Origin of the sequence: Bradyrhizobium nanningense, from assembly GCF_004114535.1 — a bacterium.
GTDB lineage: Bacteria > Pseudomonadota > Alphaproteobacteria > Rhizobiales > Xanthobacteraceae > Bradyrhizobium > Bradyrhizobium nanningense.
Window position 1 is genome coordinate 88,794 of record NZ_LBJC01000027.1, and the last position, 16,927, is coordinate 105,720.

The 16,927-nt window shown below is 64.1% G+C and carries 17 protein-coding genes; 5 read left to right on the top strand and 12 right to left on the bottom strand.

The genetic code is table 11. From position 1 onward, the window contains the following. Positions 1–28 precede the first annotated feature (28 nt). From XH84_RS22365 to XH84_RS22375, 3 genes are all read right to left on the bottom strand, one after another. Entirely contained in the window at positions 29–307 is a 279-nt protein-coding gene (locus XH84_RS22365) for a TonB-dependent receptor plug domain-containing protein (protein ID WP_128919760.1), read from the bottom strand. Between the two features lie 63 nt (positions 308–370). Then, positions 371–1,852, bottom strand: coding sequence for a hypothetical protein (locus tag XH84_RS22370; RefSeq protein WP_347338758.1), 1,482 nt, complete (start codon positions 1,850–1,852; stop codon positions 371–373). A 65-nt stretch (positions 1,853–1,917) separates the two neighbouring features. Next, positions 1,918–2,208 (bottom strand): hypothetical protein, encoded by a 291-nt coding sequence (locus XH84_RS22375; protein WP_128919761.1) that lies wholly within the window; start codon positions 2,206–2,208, stop codon positions 1,918–1,920. 163 nt (positions 2,209–2,371) lie between these two features. Here XH84_RS22375 and XH84_RS22380 point away from each other — a divergent pair, with 163 nt between their 5' ends. Beyond that, positions 2,372–3,181, top strand: a complete 810-nt coding sequence (locus tag XH84_RS22380; RefSeq protein WP_128919762.1) for an ABC transporter substrate-binding protein — start codon at positions 2,372–2,374, stop codon at positions 3,179–3,181. On the opposite strand, the gene XH84_RS22385 is transcribed toward XH84_RS22380, so the two are convergent. Together XH84_RS22385 and arsC are read right to left on the bottom strand one after the other, a co-directional pair. Beyond that, on the bottom strand, positions 3,155–3,853 hold the full coding sequence (locus XH84_RS22385) for an ABC transporter permease (protein WP_128919763.1): 699 nt from the start codon (positions 3,851–3,853) through the stop codon (positions 3,155–3,157). The genes XH84_RS22380 and XH84_RS22385 overlap by 27 nt on opposite strands. Continuing rightward, positions 3,850–4,221, bottom strand: a complete 372-nt coding sequence (arsC, locus tag XH84_RS22390) for an arsenate reductase (glutaredoxin) (RefSeq protein WP_128919764.1) — start codon at positions 4,219–4,221, stop codon at positions 3,850–3,852. Before arsC ends, XH84_RS22385 begins: the two co-directional genes overlap by 4 nt. Positions 4,222–4,557: 336 nt before the next feature. Here arsC and XH84_RS22395 point away from each other — a divergent pair, with 336 nt between their 5' ends. The 4 genes from XH84_RS22395 (at position 4,558) to XH84_RS22410 (ending at position 8,790) form a co-directional block, all read left to right on the top strand. Further along, the gene (locus XH84_RS22395; protein ID WP_128919765.1) at positions 4,558–5,409 is read left to right on the top strand and encodes a 3-hydroxybutyryl-CoA dehydrogenase; all 852 of its coding nucleotides are present in this window, start codon (positions 4,558–4,560) and stop codon (positions 5,407–5,409) included. 141 nt (positions 5,410–5,550) lie between these two features. Further along, complete coding sequence (locus XH84_RS22400; RefSeq protein ID WP_128919766.1) at positions 5,551–6,015, top strand: group III truncated hemoglobin; 465 nt, start codon at positions 5,551–5,553, stop codon at positions 6,013–6,015. Between the two features lie 262 nt (positions 6,016–6,277). Continuing rightward, positions 6,278–6,931, top strand: a complete 654-nt coding sequence (locus XH84_RS22405) for a QcrA and Rieske domain-containing protein (protein ID WP_128919767.1) — start codon at positions 6,278–6,280, stop codon at positions 6,929–6,931. 119 nt (positions 6,932–7,050) lie between these two features. Further along, complete coding sequence (locus XH84_RS22410; protein WP_164936292.1) at positions 7,051–8,790, top strand: methanol/ethanol family PQQ-dependent dehydrogenase; 1,740 nt, start codon at positions 7,051–7,053, stop codon at positions 8,788–8,790. A gap of 198 nt (positions 8,791–8,988) precedes the next feature. Here XH84_RS22410 and XH84_RS22415 read toward each other — a convergent pair whose 3' ends face one another. From XH84_RS22415 to xoxF5, 7 genes are all read right to left on the bottom strand, one after another. Next, entirely contained in the window at positions 8,989–9,258 is a 270-nt protein-coding gene (locus tag XH84_RS22415) for a hypothetical protein (protein ID WP_128919768.1), read from the bottom strand. A 72-nt stretch (positions 9,259–9,330) separates the two neighbouring features. Beyond that, a complete protein-coding gene (locus XH84_RS22420; protein ID WP_128919769.1) occupies positions 9,331–11,643 on the bottom strand; it encodes a xanthine dehydrogenase family protein molybdopterin-binding subunit in 2,313 nt (770 codons plus the stop codon). Position 11,644: 1 nt separating this feature from the next. Further along, positions 11,645–12,097, bottom strand: a complete 453-nt coding sequence (locus tag XH84_RS22425; protein WP_128919868.1) for a (2Fe-2S)-binding protein — start codon at positions 12,095–12,097, stop codon at positions 11,645–11,647. Positions 12,098–12,738: 641 nt separating this feature from the next. Continuing rightward, positions 12,739–13,302: an S-(hydroxymethyl)glutathione synthase gene (gene gfa, locus XH84_RS22430; protein ID WP_128919770.1), complete on the bottom strand. Its 564-nt coding sequence runs from the start codon at positions 13,300–13,302 to the stop codon at positions 12,739–12,741. Between the two features lie 33 nt (positions 13,303–13,335). Further along, a complete protein-coding gene (locus tag XH84_RS22435; protein WP_128919771.1) occupies positions 13,336–14,445 on the bottom strand; it encodes an S-(hydroxymethyl)glutathione dehydrogenase/class III alcohol dehydrogenase in 1,110 nt (369 codons plus the stop codon). Positions 14,446–14,506: 61 nt separating this feature from the next. Beyond that, the gene (locus tag XH84_RS22440) at positions 14,507–14,995 is read right to left on the bottom strand and encodes a c-type cytochrome, methanol metabolism-related (RefSeq protein ID WP_128919869.1); all 489 of its coding nucleotides are present in this window, start codon (positions 14,993–14,995) and stop codon (positions 14,507–14,509) included. 111 nt (positions 14,996–15,106) lie between these two features. Then, positions 15,107–16,909: a lanthanide-dependent methanol dehydrogenase XoxF5 gene (gene xoxF5, locus XH84_RS22445; RefSeq protein ID WP_128919772.1), complete on the bottom strand. Its 1,803-nt coding sequence runs from the start codon at positions 16,907–16,909 to the stop codon at positions 15,107–15,109. Positions 16,910–16,927 lie beyond the last annotated feature (18 nt).

Here is a 16,927-nt window from a genome sequence, read left to right on the forward strand (position 1 = left end):
GAGGAAAATTGATCTGCCGCGCGGGAGCTCAGCGCCCGACCGTCACGCCGGCGGTCGAGCGCATCGCATCCCGAAGACTCGTCGCCTTCATGTCGTCGAGCACCTGTCGCGTCAGCACGGTGGTCTGGCCCGGCGTGTTGAGGATCGACTCTCCGTGCGAGGAAGAGAGCCGATCGGCCTTGTAGGGCGCGGCTGGATCGGTGGCGGGAACGGTCGCGGCGACATGATGGGGCCGTTGACCTGCGAACGCCGGCTGTGAGATCCAGCAGGCGGCGATCACGACCAGAAGCAACGAGCTTGCGCGCATAGGCGGTCTCCCATGTCGGGATATCAGCCTAGCACATCGCGGCGGTCGTTGCAGGCGAAAGGGTCAGGCGAGAGCGGCCTGGCGCTCGCGCGCCGGTTCGCGGACTCGCTCGGGTTTCCCGGGCTCGGCGAGCCGCGTGAAACTGCGATGGCTCGCCTGCGCGGGGGCCTCGACGATGACGCCCTCACAGACGATCTGCCCGCCGAGCATCCTGAATTCAAGCTTGTCGTAGCGGGGCATCGTTTCGCCGGGTGCGGGCGGCAGCAGCCCGACGCTGCCCTGGATGTTCAGTGTGGCTTCGCCGGTGCCGTGAAGCCGAGGATTCCACATCCTGATCCCGGTTTCCGCCCAGCGTTGCCGGATCAGCGCGGTGCGATCGGCAGGTTCGGTGGCTCTCGCGCGAACTTTCGGCGGGCTGCGGACTTCCGGAGCAGGCGACACGAGCGCCGGAGCCGGCGCGATGTCGGTGATGACGCTGGCCGCATCAGTGGAACCTTGCTCCGCGACCACCGCCGCGACGGGCGCAGCAATATCCGCAGCTGCCGGCTCGATGGCCAACGCATCGTCCGGCAAGAGATCGCTGTCGAAATGATTCTCGGAGGCAGGCTCGGCCAGAACTTCGGCATCGGCAGACGTGACGCACGGCGCCTCTACGGTCGGCTCAACATCCACGATGACATCAGAGGAGCGATCGTCACTGACGACGAGGGCGGGAGCATCAACCGGAGCGATCTCGACATCGACGGAGGACGGCGATGTCTCCTCGGCGACAACAGGGTCAGCATCAGTCGGGGGCGCGGGAAGTGGATCGCTGCTGACGACGAGCTCGGCGGCGTCGACCGGTTCGCTGACAATTTCGACGGCGACCGGCTCCGCGTCGGCAGCCTCGACCTTCGTCGAGATCTCGACGGCCGGGTCATTGCTGATGACGGGTTCGGAAACATCGGCCGCCGCGTTTTCGAGTTCGACGGTCGAGACCGAGGTCTCCTCTTCGACGACCGGCTCGACATCTGACGGCTTCTGCCGGGAGGAAGCCTCGCTGCTGCCGGCATCGGTCGGCGCTGCCGGCGGGCTCTCCGCGACGACAGAGATCGCGGTATCATCGTCGGCGGTCGGAGCTGCGCCCGCGCTCCCGGCGTCGTCGCGCCCCGAAGTCGTGCTGATTTCGGCGACTTGAGCCGAAGCGGCTTCTGCGACGTCCTCGGCAGTGGCAGGTGAGACGTCTGCGGCGAACGGCGTGACGTCGATGCTGCCGCTATCCGGCACAGGCCGAAGCCGGGTGAATGCCCATTTCACCGCAGGGATACGGCGCAGCAACGATATCAGTCTCGAAAGCACTAGGAGTTGTCCAAGAGGTACTCGGCGTGAGGCAATCGCTGATTCGCCAGCAATGTGAAAAACTGCCCCGGTCGTCACACCTCTGTCAATGTAGGTGAGATCAATTGCAGAACATCTACATGCCCGCGCATGCGATGGTGAAGGATGAAGTCTCAGCCGTCGCCGCAAAGCGTCGATCGTCGTGAAGTCCACGGCAAGACCGGCCAACGTGATCGCGACCCGGCCTGTGGGGAGGGGACGATGATCCCCTCCCGGCGTTTTCGATCTTCCGACTATTTGCCCGAGCCGGAGCCGGCTCCGGCGCCCGCGCTGCCGCCGGCCTGGCTGCCCATGTTGTTGGTGTTGGTGCCGCCGGCCGATGGTTGCTGCGCACCCTTGCTGTCGCTGGCCTCGTTCTGCATGTTCGAAGCGCGTCCGGTGGTCATGCCCTTGGTGGCGGGGCCTCGCGATGAGGGGCCGACGTCGCCCTGACCGGAGGCACCTGGAGCGGGTTGTGTCTGTGCGAAGGCGCTACCGGTCGCCAGCGCCATGATGCATGCTGATGCCAAGATGATCTTTTTCATTGAATTCTCCTTGACGTTACACCCCGAGACAATCCACCTGCACCAACGACGTTCCTGCCCATTGGTCGCCATCGCTTCAACTCTGAGCGGTTGAACGTTGGGGGTTCCCGTCAACGTCCCAAGCGGCTATTGAGGACCGTCATTGCTTGTTTGGAAACGACGCATGAGGAAGATTGCCACCCTTGGAGCGATTCTGCTCTGGTCCACGATCGCGGTCGCGCAGGATCGCACCATCACGGTCGCTTCGACCACCTCGACGGAACAATCAGGCCTGTTCGGCCATCTGCTGCCGCTGTTCGAGAAGGCCGACGGCATCAGCGTGAAGGTCGTCGCCGTCGGCACCGGCCAGGCGCTGGATATCGGCCGGCGTGGCGACGCCGACGTGGTGTTCGTCCATGACAGGGCGGCCGAAGACAAGTTCATGTCGGAAGGGCAGGGCGTGAAGCGCTTCGACGTCATGTACAACGACTTCGTCATCATCGGCCCGAAGAGCGATCCCGCGAAGATTGCCGGCGGCAAGGACGTCACGGATGCGCTACGCAAGATCGCGGCGGCCAAAGCGCCGTTCATTTCGCGCGGCGACAAGTCCGGCACGCACGCGGCCGAGCTGAGGCTGTGGAAAGAGGCGGGTGTCGACCTCAGTGCCAGCAAGGACAGCTGGTACCGGGAGATCGGCCAGGGCATGGGCCCCGCGCTGAACATGGCCTCGTCGTCGAATGCCTATCTGCTGTCGGACCGCGGCACCTGGCTGTCGTTCAAGAATCGCGGCGACCTCGCCATATTGACCGAGGGTGACAAGCGGCTGTTCAACCAATACGGCGTCATGCTGGTGAATCCCGAAAAGCATCCGAACGTGAAGGCGAAGGACGGGCAGGCCTTCATCGACTGGCTCGTCTCGTCGAAGGGGCAGGAGGCGATCGCCGGGTACAAGGTCGGCGGCGAGCAGCTATTTTTCCCCAACGCGTCCCACTAGCACGAAGGCGACAGTCGACACTGCCACGCTCAGCGCGAGCAGGATCAGCCCGAGGCCGAGCGCCAGCGGCAGGTCGCCCTTGCTGGTCTCCAGCGCGATCGCGGTCGTCATCGTGCGCGTGAAGCCGCGGATGTTACCGCCGACGATGATGATGGCGCCGACCTCGGCAATGGCGCGCCCGAACGCCGCGAGAAAGGCCGTCAGCAGCGAGGTGCGGCCGAGCGCGAACAGGAGCGCCATGCTGCGCAGGGCCGACAGTCCGTCGATCCGCGCCAGGTCGCCATACTCGGCCCACAGCAGACTCGCGGGCCGGTGCACCAGCGCCACCACGATCGGGGTGGCGAGCAGCGTCTGCGCGATCACCATGGCGGCCGGCGTGAACAACAGTCCGGCCGCCCCCAGCGGACCGGACCGCGACAGCAGAAGATAGAGCGCGAGCCCGACCACGACCGGCGGAAGGCCGAGTAGCGCATTGGTCAGCACGATGATCACCTGCCGCCCGCGGAATCGGGTGATCGCTAGCAGGGCCCCGATCGGTGCGCCGATCATGAGGGCAATGATGCTCGCGGTCAGGCTGATGCGAACCGACAAGGCGACGATGCCGAGCAGCTCGGCGTCGGCTTCGCCGATCAGCGCGAAGGCGGCAGCGATGGAGCGGGAAAAATCGTTCATCCGGCCCGATGCTGTTGCACCGGCAGCAGGTCGAGCACCAGTTCAGAGGGGCGGCAGAGCCTGACACCTTTCGGCGTCACGACGATCGGTCTGTTGATCAGGATCGGATGCGCCATCATCGCATCGAGCAACTGATCGTCGGTCAGCGCCGGATCGTTGAGGCCTAGCTCTGCATAAGGGGCGGCCTTTTCGCGAACCGCCTCTCGCACAGAAATTCCCATGCGTGCGATGAGCTGCTGCAGCAATGCTCGCGATGGCGGGGTCTTCAAATACTCGACCACATGCGGTTCGATGCCGGCGTTTCGGATCGTCGCGAGCGTCGTGCGCGACGTGCCGCATTCGGGATTGTGGTAGATGATCACGTCCATTCGAAAGTCCCCAGGGGCCCAAGGGCGCCGGCCGCTCCCATGGACCCTCGCGTAGTCCCACCCGGCGAGCCGGCAACAGGCCCGTTGCCGACTAGACCACGATTCACGGTGCAGTTTCCAGAAGGGGCCGGCTAGGGCGCAAATTCGGGGCAGATCGCCTGCCAGGTGGCCAAATCGGGCCCTTTCGCGGCCGGCGGCGGCTTTATTCCGGTGATAGATGGTTTAAGGAGGGGGCCGATCAGGTCGCAGCCGCCCCGTGGCGGTGCTAGACCCTGGTGCAGAAACAATGGGCCGTGCCGTGCCGGCGCGGGCCGCAAGGATGAAGGATATGAGGCAATGATCCAGACCGTTGGCATCATCGGGGCGGGGACCATGGGGAACGGCATCGCGCAGATCTGCGCCGCGGCCGGGCTCGCGGTCGTGATGGTCGACATTTCCGATGCAGCCGTGAACCGCGGGCTTTCAACCGTTGGCGGCAGCCTCGAGCGCCTGGTCAAGAAGGAGAAGATGTCGGCTGCCGATCGCGACGCCACGCTCAAGCGCATCACCGGCACCACCGACCGGGCGAAGCTGTCGGATTGCGACCTGGTCATCGAGGCTGCGACCGAGAACGAGGAGCTCAAGGTCAAGATCCTGAAGGACCTCTGCGCCACCCTGTCGCCGCGCACGCTGGTCGCGACCAATACCTCGTCGATCTCGATCACGAAGCTTGCTGCCGCGACCGATCGTCCCGACCGCTTCATCGGCATGCACTTCTTCAATCCGGTTCCGGTGATGGCACTGCTGGAACTGATCCGCGGCCTGCAGACCTCCGACGACACCCACGCCAAGGCACTCGATTTCGCCAAGCGCGTCGGCAAGGTGGCGATCACCGCCAAGAACAGCCCAGGTTTTGCGGTCAATCGCATCCTGTGCCCGATGATCAACGAAGCGATCTTCGCGCTCCAGGAAGGGATCGCGACGGCGGAAGAGATCGACGCCGGCATGAAGCTCGGCTGCAACCATCCGATCGGGCCGCTGGCTCTGGCCGATCTCGTCGGGCTCGACACCATGCTTTCGGTGATGGAGGTCTTTTACAAGGGCTTCAACGATCCTAAATATCGGCCAGCGCCGCTGCTCAAAGAAATGGTCGATGCCGGCCATCTCGGCCGCAAGACCGGGCAGGGCTTTTACACCTATAGCGCCTGATCAGGGCGGCCCGCGGCGGGCCTTTCGGGTTTGCCGCCGGATCCCGCACTTTGCGCTGCGACAAAGACGCCGCGCGCAATTGGCCCGACAATGTCGAAAGGGCGGCCCGCGGGAATAAATAAACGAACGGACAGAGAGGACATGTCGGATCGACTGAAGGCCGAGCGCGAGGCGGCGGCCGCACGGCGGAACCTGTTGACCCAGGATGCGATCGAGCGCACTGGGATCACCGAGGAGATGATCGGGGAACTCGTCACCCGCTTCTACGGGCGGGTGCGCGAAGATGCCCAGCTGGGACCGGTGTTTGGAGTCGTGCAGAACTGGGACGAGCATCTCGCCAAGCTCAGGGATTTCTGGTCCTCGGTCGTGCTGATGAGCGGCCGCTATCACGGCTCGCCGATGCGGGCGCATCTGCCGCTAAGTCTGATTGGTGATCATTTCGACCGTTGGCTTGATCTGTTCGAGCAGACCGCGCGCGAGGTCTGCCCGCCGCCGGCAGCTAGCCTGTTCATCGACAAGGCGCGCCGCATCGCCGACAGTTTCGAAATGGCGTCGGCAACGATTGCCGGCTCTATCGCCGCGCCGCGCCACGTCCTCAGGTCCTGACGACGACCGGCTGCCTGCAATAGATGCAGAGATGTCGCGCAGCGTTTCCGCGGCGCGACGAATAGCGCGTTGCACCAATTCCGACATCATCGGTCTGATCTGCAAAATCATCATGCCGATCGCGCGGCGCGACGTTGAATCGCGAAAATGCGTTGGAATGCATTGAGTCCTGCTCAATCAAAGCGAGCAAAGCCATATTGATGCATTGCGGCGCCAATTCTTCGCCTTGTTTTCGGCAGAGTTCCAGCGCCTGCTTGTGGACATGTCCCGCGCATCGTTCACGACCAATTCGTCATCGTCCGATCACCCTAGGGAACCCGAGGCCGACGCTCGCGCCGAGCAGACGCGGCGAACGGTGCTGATCGGCGCGCTCGCCACCACCGCCTGCCTCGGTTGCTCCGCGCATGCGCGCGCGGATGAGGATCCGCCCGGGTCCGACGAACGGCCCCAGAAAGGCGATGTGCTCGTATTCTCCGAAGGCGACAAGGAGGGAAAGCTCATCACCGCGGCCGACCTCCCCGCCGGCGGCCCGCCGGTGCACGCCTGGCCGAAGGACCCCAAGACATCGGTGGTGCGCAGCGCCTCCCGCCTCAACGAGATCCTGGTGATCCGGCTCGATCCGGCCGAGCTCGACGACAAGACCCGCGAGCGCGCCGTCGACGGCATCATCGCCTATTCGGCGATCTGCGCTCATGCCGGCTGTCCCGTCACCGCCTGGGTGAAGAGCGATGTCGGCGACAAGGAGGTGTTCAAGTGCATGTGTCACAACTCCGAATACGATCCTCGTGCGGGCGCACAGGTCGTGTTTGGACCGGCGCCGCGACGGCTCGCGGCGCTGCCGCTTGCGCTTGCTGACGGCTCGCTCAGCGTCGCCGGCAACTTCATCGGAAAGGTAGGTGGCGCGCAGCCAGGATGAATGGACGGTGCGGGCCTGCGCCCGCGTCACGAGAGGCCGTATCCGCCGATGGGCGGACGGCGGGACGAACGACAAGAATTCAACACAAGAATTCAAACGGATGAAAAAGGGGAACGTCCATGAGAACGTCCATAACCAGGAAGCAATGGTTGCTGTCTGGCTTCGTCGCCTTCACCTGTCTCGCTTCGACCGCCGCAATGTCGGGTCCGATCGAGAACTATGCGCCGGTCACCTCCCAGCGGTTGGAAAATCCGGAACCCGGCAACTGGATGCTCTATCGGCGCACCTATGACGGGCAGGGCTATAGCCCGCTCGACCAGATCAACACCTCCAACGTGAAGAATCTCACGCCGGTCTGGACCTTTGCCACCGGCGTCGTCGAAGGCCACGAGGCGCCGCCGATCATCAACAACGGCGTGATGTTCGTGGCGACCCCGATGGGGCAGGTCATCGCGGTGAATGCCAAGACCGGCGACGAATACTGGCGTTACAAGCGGCAACTTCCCGACGATCTGTTCCAGCTGCATCCGACCAGCCGCGGCGTCGGCCTCTGGGAGGACAAGCTCTACCTCGCCACCACGGACGACCACGTCGTCGCGCTCGATGCCAAGACCGGCAAGGTGGTGTGGGACACCAAGGTGCAGGACTACAGGAAGGGCCAGTACATGACCCTGATGCCGCTGATCGTCGACGGCAAGGTCATCGTCGGCGGCTCCGGCGGCGAGTTCGGCGTGCGCGGCTATGTCGCCGCCTATGACGCCAAGGACGGCAAGGAGCTGTGGCGGACCTTCACCATCCCGGGCGAAGGCGAGCCGGGCCATGACACCTGGAAGGGCGACGACTGGAAGAACGGCGGCGGTTCGGCCTGGATGACCGGCAATTACGACAAGGAGACCAAGACGATCTATTGGGGCGTCGGCAACGCCGCGCCATGGCCCGGCGAGACCCATCCCGGCGACAATCTCTATACCTCCTCGGTGCTCGCGCTCGATCCCAATACCGGCAAGATCAAGACCCATCACCAATATCACCAGAACGATTCCTGGGACTGGGATGAGGTCGAGGCGCCGATGCTGATCGACCTGCAACGCGACGGCCGCAACATCAAGAGCCTGGTTCATCCGGGCCGCGACGCGATCTTCTGGGTGCTCGAACGCACACCGACCAAGATCAACTATGTCGCCGGCTGGCCGTTCGTTTCCACCGACGTCTGGAAGGGTATCGAACCCGAGAGCGGCAAGCCGATCGTCGACCCCGCGCACAAGCCGGTGATCGGCAAGCGCGTCGAGTTCTGTCCGTCGCTGTGGGGCGGCAAGGACTGGCCGTCGGCGGCCTACAGCCAGAAGACCGGCCTCGTCTACGTGCCCGCCAACGAGAACTTCTGCGGCGGTTTCACCGGCGAGAAGGTCGCGCTGAAGCCGGGCGAGCTCTGGCTCGGCACCAAGCCGGAGGACATCGGCCTGAAGACGAAGCCGGGCGCGGATCATTTCGGCGAGCTGCAGGCCTGGGATCCCGTGACGGGCAAGAAGGTGTGGCAGCACAACTTCCCGAGATCGCAGCTGTTCGGCTCGGTGACGGCGACCGCGGGCGACCTGATATTCGTCGGTGGCACCAACGACCGCAACTTCCGCGCCTTCAACGCCAAGACCGGCGAGCTGCTGTGGGAGCAGAAGACCAACTCCGGCATCATGGGTATGCCGGTGTCCTATGAGATCGACGGCACCCAATACATCGCGATTCAGTCGGGATGGGGCGTGGACGCGCAACGCATCCAGGATGCACTGGTGACCAACAACATCGGCATCGAAGCCAATGTGCCGCAAGGCGGGGTCATCTGGGTGTTCGCACTGAAGAAATAGCTCCGCGGGCGGATCGAAGACAGCGGAGCAGTAGGGGGGTGGCGAATGCGGCGGACGGCAACGTCCGCCGCATTTTGTGTTCGTGATGGGATTGCCCGCGCGCGTACTCGTCGTCATGCCCGGGCTTGTCCCGGGTATCCACGTTCTTCGTGCCGCGGCGAAGGCCGTCCCGGCCACGACGGCGCGAGGTGAGCAAACCTACTTCCCTTCGCGCTCCACCTTGTCCTTCTCCTTCTGGTTCATCTCACGAACCTTCGGATCGGGATTATGCTGTCCGGTGGTCTGGGTAGTCGATGCGGGCGGGGCATTGGCGTTGGGAAGCGAGTTCTGGTCCGGCGCGGTGGGGCGCGTGGCCGTGGTCGGGGGGCTGGTGTCGCCTTGGGCATTGCCTTGGGCGAATGCGCCGGAGGCCGTCAAAAGAAAGGCGCCCGACAGCAAGACTGCGAGCGCCTTTGAGATGTTGGTCATCGATCTGCTCCTGTCAGATCGATGGAAACGGCGCGAGACAGCTTGTGTTCCGTCTCGCGCCTCTATTCCGTCTCACGCCTCCAGCTGCTTCCCGATCGGAAGCGAGCGGATACGTTTTCCCGTCGCCGCGAAGATCGCGTTGATCAGTGCCGGCGCGAATGGCGGAACGCCGGGCTCGCCGACGCCGCTCGGCGGCGTGTCTGATGCGGGCGGCACGATGTAGACGTTGGTCACCGCAGGAGATTCGTCGATCCTGACGACCGGGAAGTCGTCAAAATTCTTCTGCTGCACCTTGCCGTCCTTGAAGCTGATCTCGCCGTATTTGGCGAGGCTCAGTCCCATGATCGCAGCGCCCTCAATCTGCGAGGCGATGCGTTCAGGGTTGACATAGGTGCCGCAATCGATCGCGGTGTCGACCCTTGGCACCGTGAGCTTGCCCTTGTCATCGACGGCGACCTCGACAATGGTCGCGATGTAGCTGACGAAGCTGCGGTGCACGGCAATGCCGAGACCGTGGCCCTTCGGCACCTGACGGCCCCATTCGCCCTTCTCGGCGACCAGCTCGACCACCTTGCGCAGGCGCGCGGTGTCGATCGGGTAGCTGTCCTGGGGCTCGCCGTAGTTCCAGAGGTCTTTCACCGCGGGCTTGACGATCCGCGGGCTGCCAATCAGCTCGAGCAGCATGTCCTTCTGGTCGCGGCCGGTCGCCTGCGCGATCTCGCCGACCATCGACTGGACCGCGAAGGCGCGCGGGATGTTCGAGACCGAGCGGAACCAGCCGATGCGGGTATGCGCGGCGGCCTCCGGATTCTCGCACGAGACATTGGCGATCTCGAACGGCATGTCGACGAGGCCCATGCCGATTTCGAAGGGCGCCTGATGCACCGTGCCGGCCGCGAAGGTCGAGGCGATGCTGGGAGCCACGCTGCGATGGCGCCAGGCAATCACCTTGCCGTTCTTGTCGAGGCCGGCCTCGATCCGCTCGGCCGAGACCGTGTGCAGGAAGCCGTTACGAATGTCGTCCTCGCGCGTCCACTGCACCTTCACCGGCGCGCCGAGCTCCTTGGAGAGCAGGGCGGCCTCGAGCGCGAAGTCGCATTTCGACTTGCGGCCGAAACCGCCGCCGAGCAGGGTCACGTTGACGGTGACGTTGCCTTCGGGAATGCCGAGCGTCTTGGCGACGTCGTCGCGGGTGCCGCCCGGGCTCTGCACCGGCGCCCAGATCTCCGCCTTGTCGCCCTTGACGTCGGCGACCGCCACCGGCGGCTCCATGCTGACATGAGCAAGATGCGGGATGTAGTACTCGCCGACGATCACCTTGTCCGCGCCCTTCAGGGCTGCATCCGCGTCGCCCTCCTTGCGCACGACGAGGCCCGGCTTGCGCGAGGCCTCCTCGAGCTCCTTGCGGAAGGCGACCGAGTCGTACTTGCCGTTGGCGCCGTCGTCCCAGGTCAGCTTCAATGCGTCGCGGCCCTTGATCGCCGCACCGGTGTTGCGCGCGATCACGGCGACGCCGCCGAGCGGCTGGAATTTGGACGGCCACGGCCAGCCCTGAACCTTCATCACCTTCTCGACGCCGGGAACCTTCAGCGCCGCATCCGGATCGAACGAGACCAGCTTGCCGCCGGTCACCGGCGGGCGTGCGATCACGGCATATTTCATGCCGGGCAGCCGCACGTCGGCGCCGTAAAGCGCCTTGCCGGTGGTGATGTCGTGGAGATCGACGATACCGATCTGGCCCTTGGTCAGGTAGCGGAAGTCCTTGGGGTCCTTCAGCTTGAGGCCTTCGATTGCAGGCACCGATTCCTTGGCGGCGTCGGCTGCGAGCTCGCCGAAACCGAGCTTGCGGCCGCTGGCGCTGTGCACGACCTCGTGATTGACGGCCTTGACCTCGGTCGCCGGCACGCCCCAGCGCTTCGCCGCGGCTTGCTCCAGCATGGTGCGGGCGGAGGCGCCGATCTGGCGCATCGGGATCAGATAGTGCCGCGTGCTGCGCGAGCCGTCGGTGTCCTGGTTGCCGAACTTCACCTCGTCGCCATGGGCCTGCTGCACCTTGACCCTGGACCAGTCGGCTTCCATCTCCTCGGCCACGATCAGCGGCAGGCTGGTGCGCACGCCGGTGCCCATTTCCGATCGGTGCCCGACAATGGTGACGATGCCGTCAGGGCCAACCGACACGAACACGCGTGGATCGACCACGACGCCGTGCGGCATCTTGCCGGCACCCGTCTCATAGGCAAGCGCCTGGCGCGACATCACGGGGGCAGCGAGCACGAAGCCGCCGGTGATGCCGAGCCCCTTCAGGATGCTGCGGCGCGAGACCTTCTCGACCTTGATGTGCTTTTCGAAGCCACGGAGCTTGCCGGGATTGTCGATGAAATTCATGTCACACTCCCGTCGATGCGAGATGGACCGCGTTCTCGATGCGCTGGTAGCAGCCGCAGCGGCAGATGTTGCCGGACATCGCCTCGCGGATCTGGTCATGCGAGGGCTTCGGGTTGTCCATCAGAAGCGCGGCGGCCTGCATGATCTGGCCGGCCTGGCAGAAGCCGCATTGCGGCACGTTGACCTGGCGCCAGGCCTTTTGCACCGGATGATCGCCGTTCGGATGCAGCCCCTCGATCGTCGTGACCTCGCGTCCGGCAACGTCGTTGACCGACGTGATGCAGGCGCGCACCGCTTCCTTGTCGACGATGACGGTGCAGGAGCCGCACAGAGCCTGGCCGCAGCCGAACTTGGTGCCGGTCAGCCCAACCTCGTCACGCAGGAACCAGAGTAGCGGGAGATCCGGGTCGCCGTCCCAGCTCTGTTCCTGGCCGTTGATCTTCACCTTGATCATGATCATCCCTCGCTCTTCATAAGCATGCCAAATTCAAAACTCGCCGACGCCGGTCGGCGCAATGCCAGTTGCGTCGCATCCCGGCCACGGTCCCGCACGGGCAGATCCCGGCAGGAGGCAGGAATGCGAATCTCGATTGTGCGGATGTGTTCGATACCTCCCGTTTTGTTCTTAATTGATTGTATTCCGTGCGGCATCGTGACGGCGCGATCGTAGCAGAGATCGCGCCGGCCCGGCGTTCACAGCCGGGTGTTCTCACCGGGAAAAGACTGCATCGATGATTTGTCAAAAGCAGGGCGCATCAGCGCGCCGCGTGGACGTCGCGTTCGCAGACAGGACTGCAACCAAAAAGGGGACTGCGACGAAAAAGGCTTCGTCCGCCACAAAGACTGCGCGGACGAAGCAGGATGCCTCAGTCGAGGGAGGGAGAAACGCAGGGGCCGGGACTTCAAGGTAGAAGTTGGCGACACTGCGCAGTCATTCAGAGACCAGGACTGAGGGAGCTCATCACCCTCGTAGACGCGTGAGTTGCAAAGGCGGCGGCATCGCCGCAATCGCCCCGGGGCCGGGCCCGTCCGGCTCGCTGGCCCTGGTCGTGGCCAGCGAGCGGACGGGGTTCGTTGAACGTCTGGCGGCCTTGCTTACGCCGCTTTGGCTTTGGCGACGTGGGTCGCGATCGCGTCCATCAGCGCCGGTGACAGGCAATCATAGGGCTCGAGCCCGATTTCCTTCAGCCGCGCACGAATGCCCGCCATCTGTTCCGGCTTCACGCCCGATTCGATCACGGAGGAGACGAAGGCGGCGAATTGCGGCGCCTGCGAGCCCTGCTCCTGGAACAGTTCGGGATGGATGAAGTCGAGACCGTAGAACGGGTGGCCCTTGTTCTCGATGCGGCCGTACATGTGCGTGCCGCAGGCCTTGCAAGCGTGGCGCTGGATCACCGCGGAGGGATCGACGATCTCGAGCTTGTCGCCGTTCTCGAGCACGGTGACGTTCTGGCGCGGCACCACGGCGACGACGGAGAACGTCGCGCCCTGCGGCTTCCAGCACTTGGTGCAGCCGCAGGCATGATTGTGGGCGACGTCGCCCTTGATGCCGACCTTGACCGGATGGTCCTTGCATTTGCAGACGAGCGTGCCGCCGGCAAAGCTGCCGCTGCCCTGTTTGAGGCCGTTATCGATCGAGGGATGGAGTGCAACAGTCATGGGTCGATCCTCCTTGGGGGTGACGCTTTCGAGCTAGAACACGACGACTGAACGGATGGATTTGCCCTCGTGCATGAGGTCAAAGCCCTTGTTGATCTCCTCGAGCTTGAGCACGTGGGTGATCATCGGATCGATCTGGATCTTTCCGTTCATGTACCAGTCGACGATCTTCGGCACGTCGGTGCGGCCGCGCGCGCCGCCGAACGCCGTGCCGCGCCAGTTGCGCCCGGTGACGAGCTGGAACGGGCGGGTGGCGATCTCCTTGCCGGATTCGGCAACGCCGATGATGATCGAGGTGCCCCAGCCGCGATGGCAGGCTTCCAGCGCCTGGCGCATCACCGTGGTGTTGCCGGTGCAGTCGAAAGTGTAGTCGGCACCGCCGTCGGTGAGGCCGACGAGATGCTGGACGATGTCGCCGGTGACCTTCTTGGGATTGACGAATTCCGTCATGCCGAACCTGCGGCCCCAATCCTCCTTGGCGTCGTTGATGTCGACGCCGATGATCTTGTCGGCACCGGCCATCTTGGCGCCCTGGATCACGTTGAGGCCGATGCCACCCAGGCCGAACACGACCACGTTGGAGCCCGGCGTGACCTTCGCGGTGTTGACGACGGCGCCGACGCCGGTAGTGACGCCGCAGCCGATGTAGCAGCTCTTGTCGAAGGGGGCGTCCTCGCGGATCTTGGCGACCGCGATCTCCGGCAGCACGGTGAAGTTCGAGAACGTCGAGCAGCCCATGTAGTGGTAGACCGGCTTGCCCTTGTAGGAAAAGCGGCTGGTGCCGTCGGGCATCACGCCCTTGCCTTGCGTCGCGCGGATCGCAGTGCAGAGATTGGTCTTCTGGCTGAGGCAGCTTTTGCACTGCCGGCATTCCGGCGTGTAGAGCGGGATGACGTGGTCACCCGGCTTCACCGAGGTCACGCCGGGGCCGATCTCGCGAATGATGCCCGCACCCTCATGCCCCAGGATCGACGGGAAAATTCCCTCGCTGTCGAAGCCGTCGAGCGTATAGGCGTCGGTATGGCAGATGCCCGTCGCCTTGATCTCGACCAGGACTTCGCCGGTCTTCGGGCCTTCCAGATCGAGCTCGACGATCTCGAGCGGCTTCTTGGCTTCGAAAGCGACGGCGGCACGTGTCTTCATCGTAAACTCCTCAGATTCTCATGTGGCGCCAAGAACTAGGTCTCGGTTGGGCTCCAAACGTTCACTTCTTGCCCATGCACGAATCTTCGTTCTTGGTGTAGGTGTCGAGCTTGTCCTCGTGCTTGCCGGGTCGGGCGCGGCCCCAGGCCTCGTTGGAGCGGGCGCGCAGATAGACGTAGAGATCGTCCATGTAACAGGCGACGTTCGGGTTATCGCCGAAGGCCGGCATGACGTTCTCCGAGGCAGTCGAAATGTTCTTGCGGCCGGAGGCGACGACGCCGAGAAAGTCGGCGTAGCTCATCGTCTTCAGCGAATCCTTCAGCGCGGGCGCGTAGGTCGAGCCCATTCCGTCCGGGCCATGGCACACATGGCAGTCCGAGTGATAGCGGCGGTATCCGGAATAGGTGTACCAGTCCACGGATCCGTCGGTGACTTTGTAGGTCGGGTTGCCTTCCTTATCGAGCCATTCGCCGGTTTCGTTCTGCTTAACGGCAGTCGGGTCGCCGGAGCCGTCCGCGACGGCAACTCCCCCGGACGCGACCAAGAACATCACGGCAATGGCAGAGCAGATTTTACGCAAGAGATTTTCCTCGGAAGGCGTTCGGTGGAGACGAGCCGGCGCGTGGAGCTTGTCCACGCGCCGGAGCGATGCTGAAGAGGCCTAGTTGGGCAGCGAGAACACGGTCAGCGTACCGCCGAGTGCCGTGTAGTTGCTGAGCGCCGCGTAGCCACCGACTGCGCCGAGACCTGCAGTCGGATCGGTCAGACCTGCCGCCAGACCGATGCCGGCCCAGCCGCCGACGCCGGAGAGCACTGCGACGTACTGCTTGCCGCCGTTCTCATAGGTGGTGACGTTGCCGATGATGCCGGAGGGAGTCTTGAACTTGTAGAGCTCCTTGCCGGTCTTGGCGTCGACCGCCTTCAGGTAGCCTTCGAGCGTGCCGTAGAACACCACGCCGCCGGCGGTTGCGAGCGCACCCGACCAGACCGAGAACTGCTCCTTGTTCGACCAGACGATCTTGCCGGTCTTGCCGTCCCAGGCGATGAAGTTGCCCATGTGGGTTTCACCCTGCGGCGGATACATCGAGAGCGTCGCACCCACATAGGGCTGGCCCGCGGTGTAGCTCACCTTGAACGGCTCGTAGTCCATGCAGACGTGGTTGGTCGGAACGTAGAACAGCTGCGTGTCCGGCGAGTAGGCTGCCGGCTGCTCGTCCTTGGTGCCGAGCGCGGCCGGGCAGATGCCCTTCACGTTGTGGTCCTCGCCCGCCTTGTCGGTCGAAGCTGCGTCGAGCACCTTCGGACGGCCGTAGGTCGGCGAGTTCTTGTCCATGTCGACGCCGGAGGTCCAGTTCACCTTCGGATCGTACTTTTCGGCGACCAGCAGTTCGCCGTTGGTGCGGTCCATGGTGTAGGCGAGGCCGTTACGATCGAAGTGCGTCAGCAGCTTGCGCGGCTGGCCGTTGATCGACTGGTCCGAGAGGATCATCTCGTTGATGCCGTCATAGTCCCACTCGTCGTGGGGCGTCATCTGATAGACCCACTTGGCAACGCCGGTATCCGGGTTGCGCGCCCAGATCGTCATCGACCATTTGTTGTCGCCCGGGCGCTGCTTCGGATTCCAGGTCGAGGGATTGCCCGATCCGTAGTACACGAGGTTCAGCTCGGGATCGTAGGAGATCCAGCCCCAGGTGGCGCCGCCGCCGATCTTCCACTGATCGCCTTGCCAGGTCTTGATGCTCGAGTCCTTGCCGATCGGCTTGCCGAGTGCGGTGGTCTTGTCGTCGACCAGAATCTGGTTGTCCGGCCCTTCCGAATAGCCGCGCCATGCCAGCTTGCCGGTCTTGATGTCGTAGGCCGACATATGGGCCTGGACGCCGAACTCGCCGCCGGAGATGCCGATCAGCACCTTGTCCTTGATGACCATGGGCGCCGACGTACCGGTCTCGCCCTTGCTGGGGTCGCCGTTCTTGGCGGTCCATGCGACCTGACCGGTCTTGACATCGAGTGCGACGAGGGTGGTGTCGGCCTGATGCAGGAAGATCTTGCCGTCGCCGTAGGCCAGGCCGCGGTTGACCGTGTCGCAGCACATCACCGGGATGACGTTCGGATCCTGCTTCGGCTCGTACTTCCAGACGATCTTGTTCTCCTGCGAAAGGTCAATGGCATAGACCTTGTTCGGGAACGGCGTGTGGACGTACATCATGTTGCCGATGATCAGCGGGCCGCCCTCATGGCCGCGCAGCACGCCGGTCGAGAAGGTCCAGGCAACCTGGAGCTTGCCTACGTTCTGTGCATTGATCTGGTTAAGCTTGGAATAGCGGGTATTGGCATAGTCGCCGGTCGGCATCACCCAGTCTTTCGGGTTCTGCGACATCTTGACCAGCTCGTCATTGGCTGAGGCGCTCCCGACGGCGAGAGCCGCCGCTGAGCCAAGAAAGGTCGCCAGTAGCACCTTGCGCATAGTCATTCCTCCGTTGGT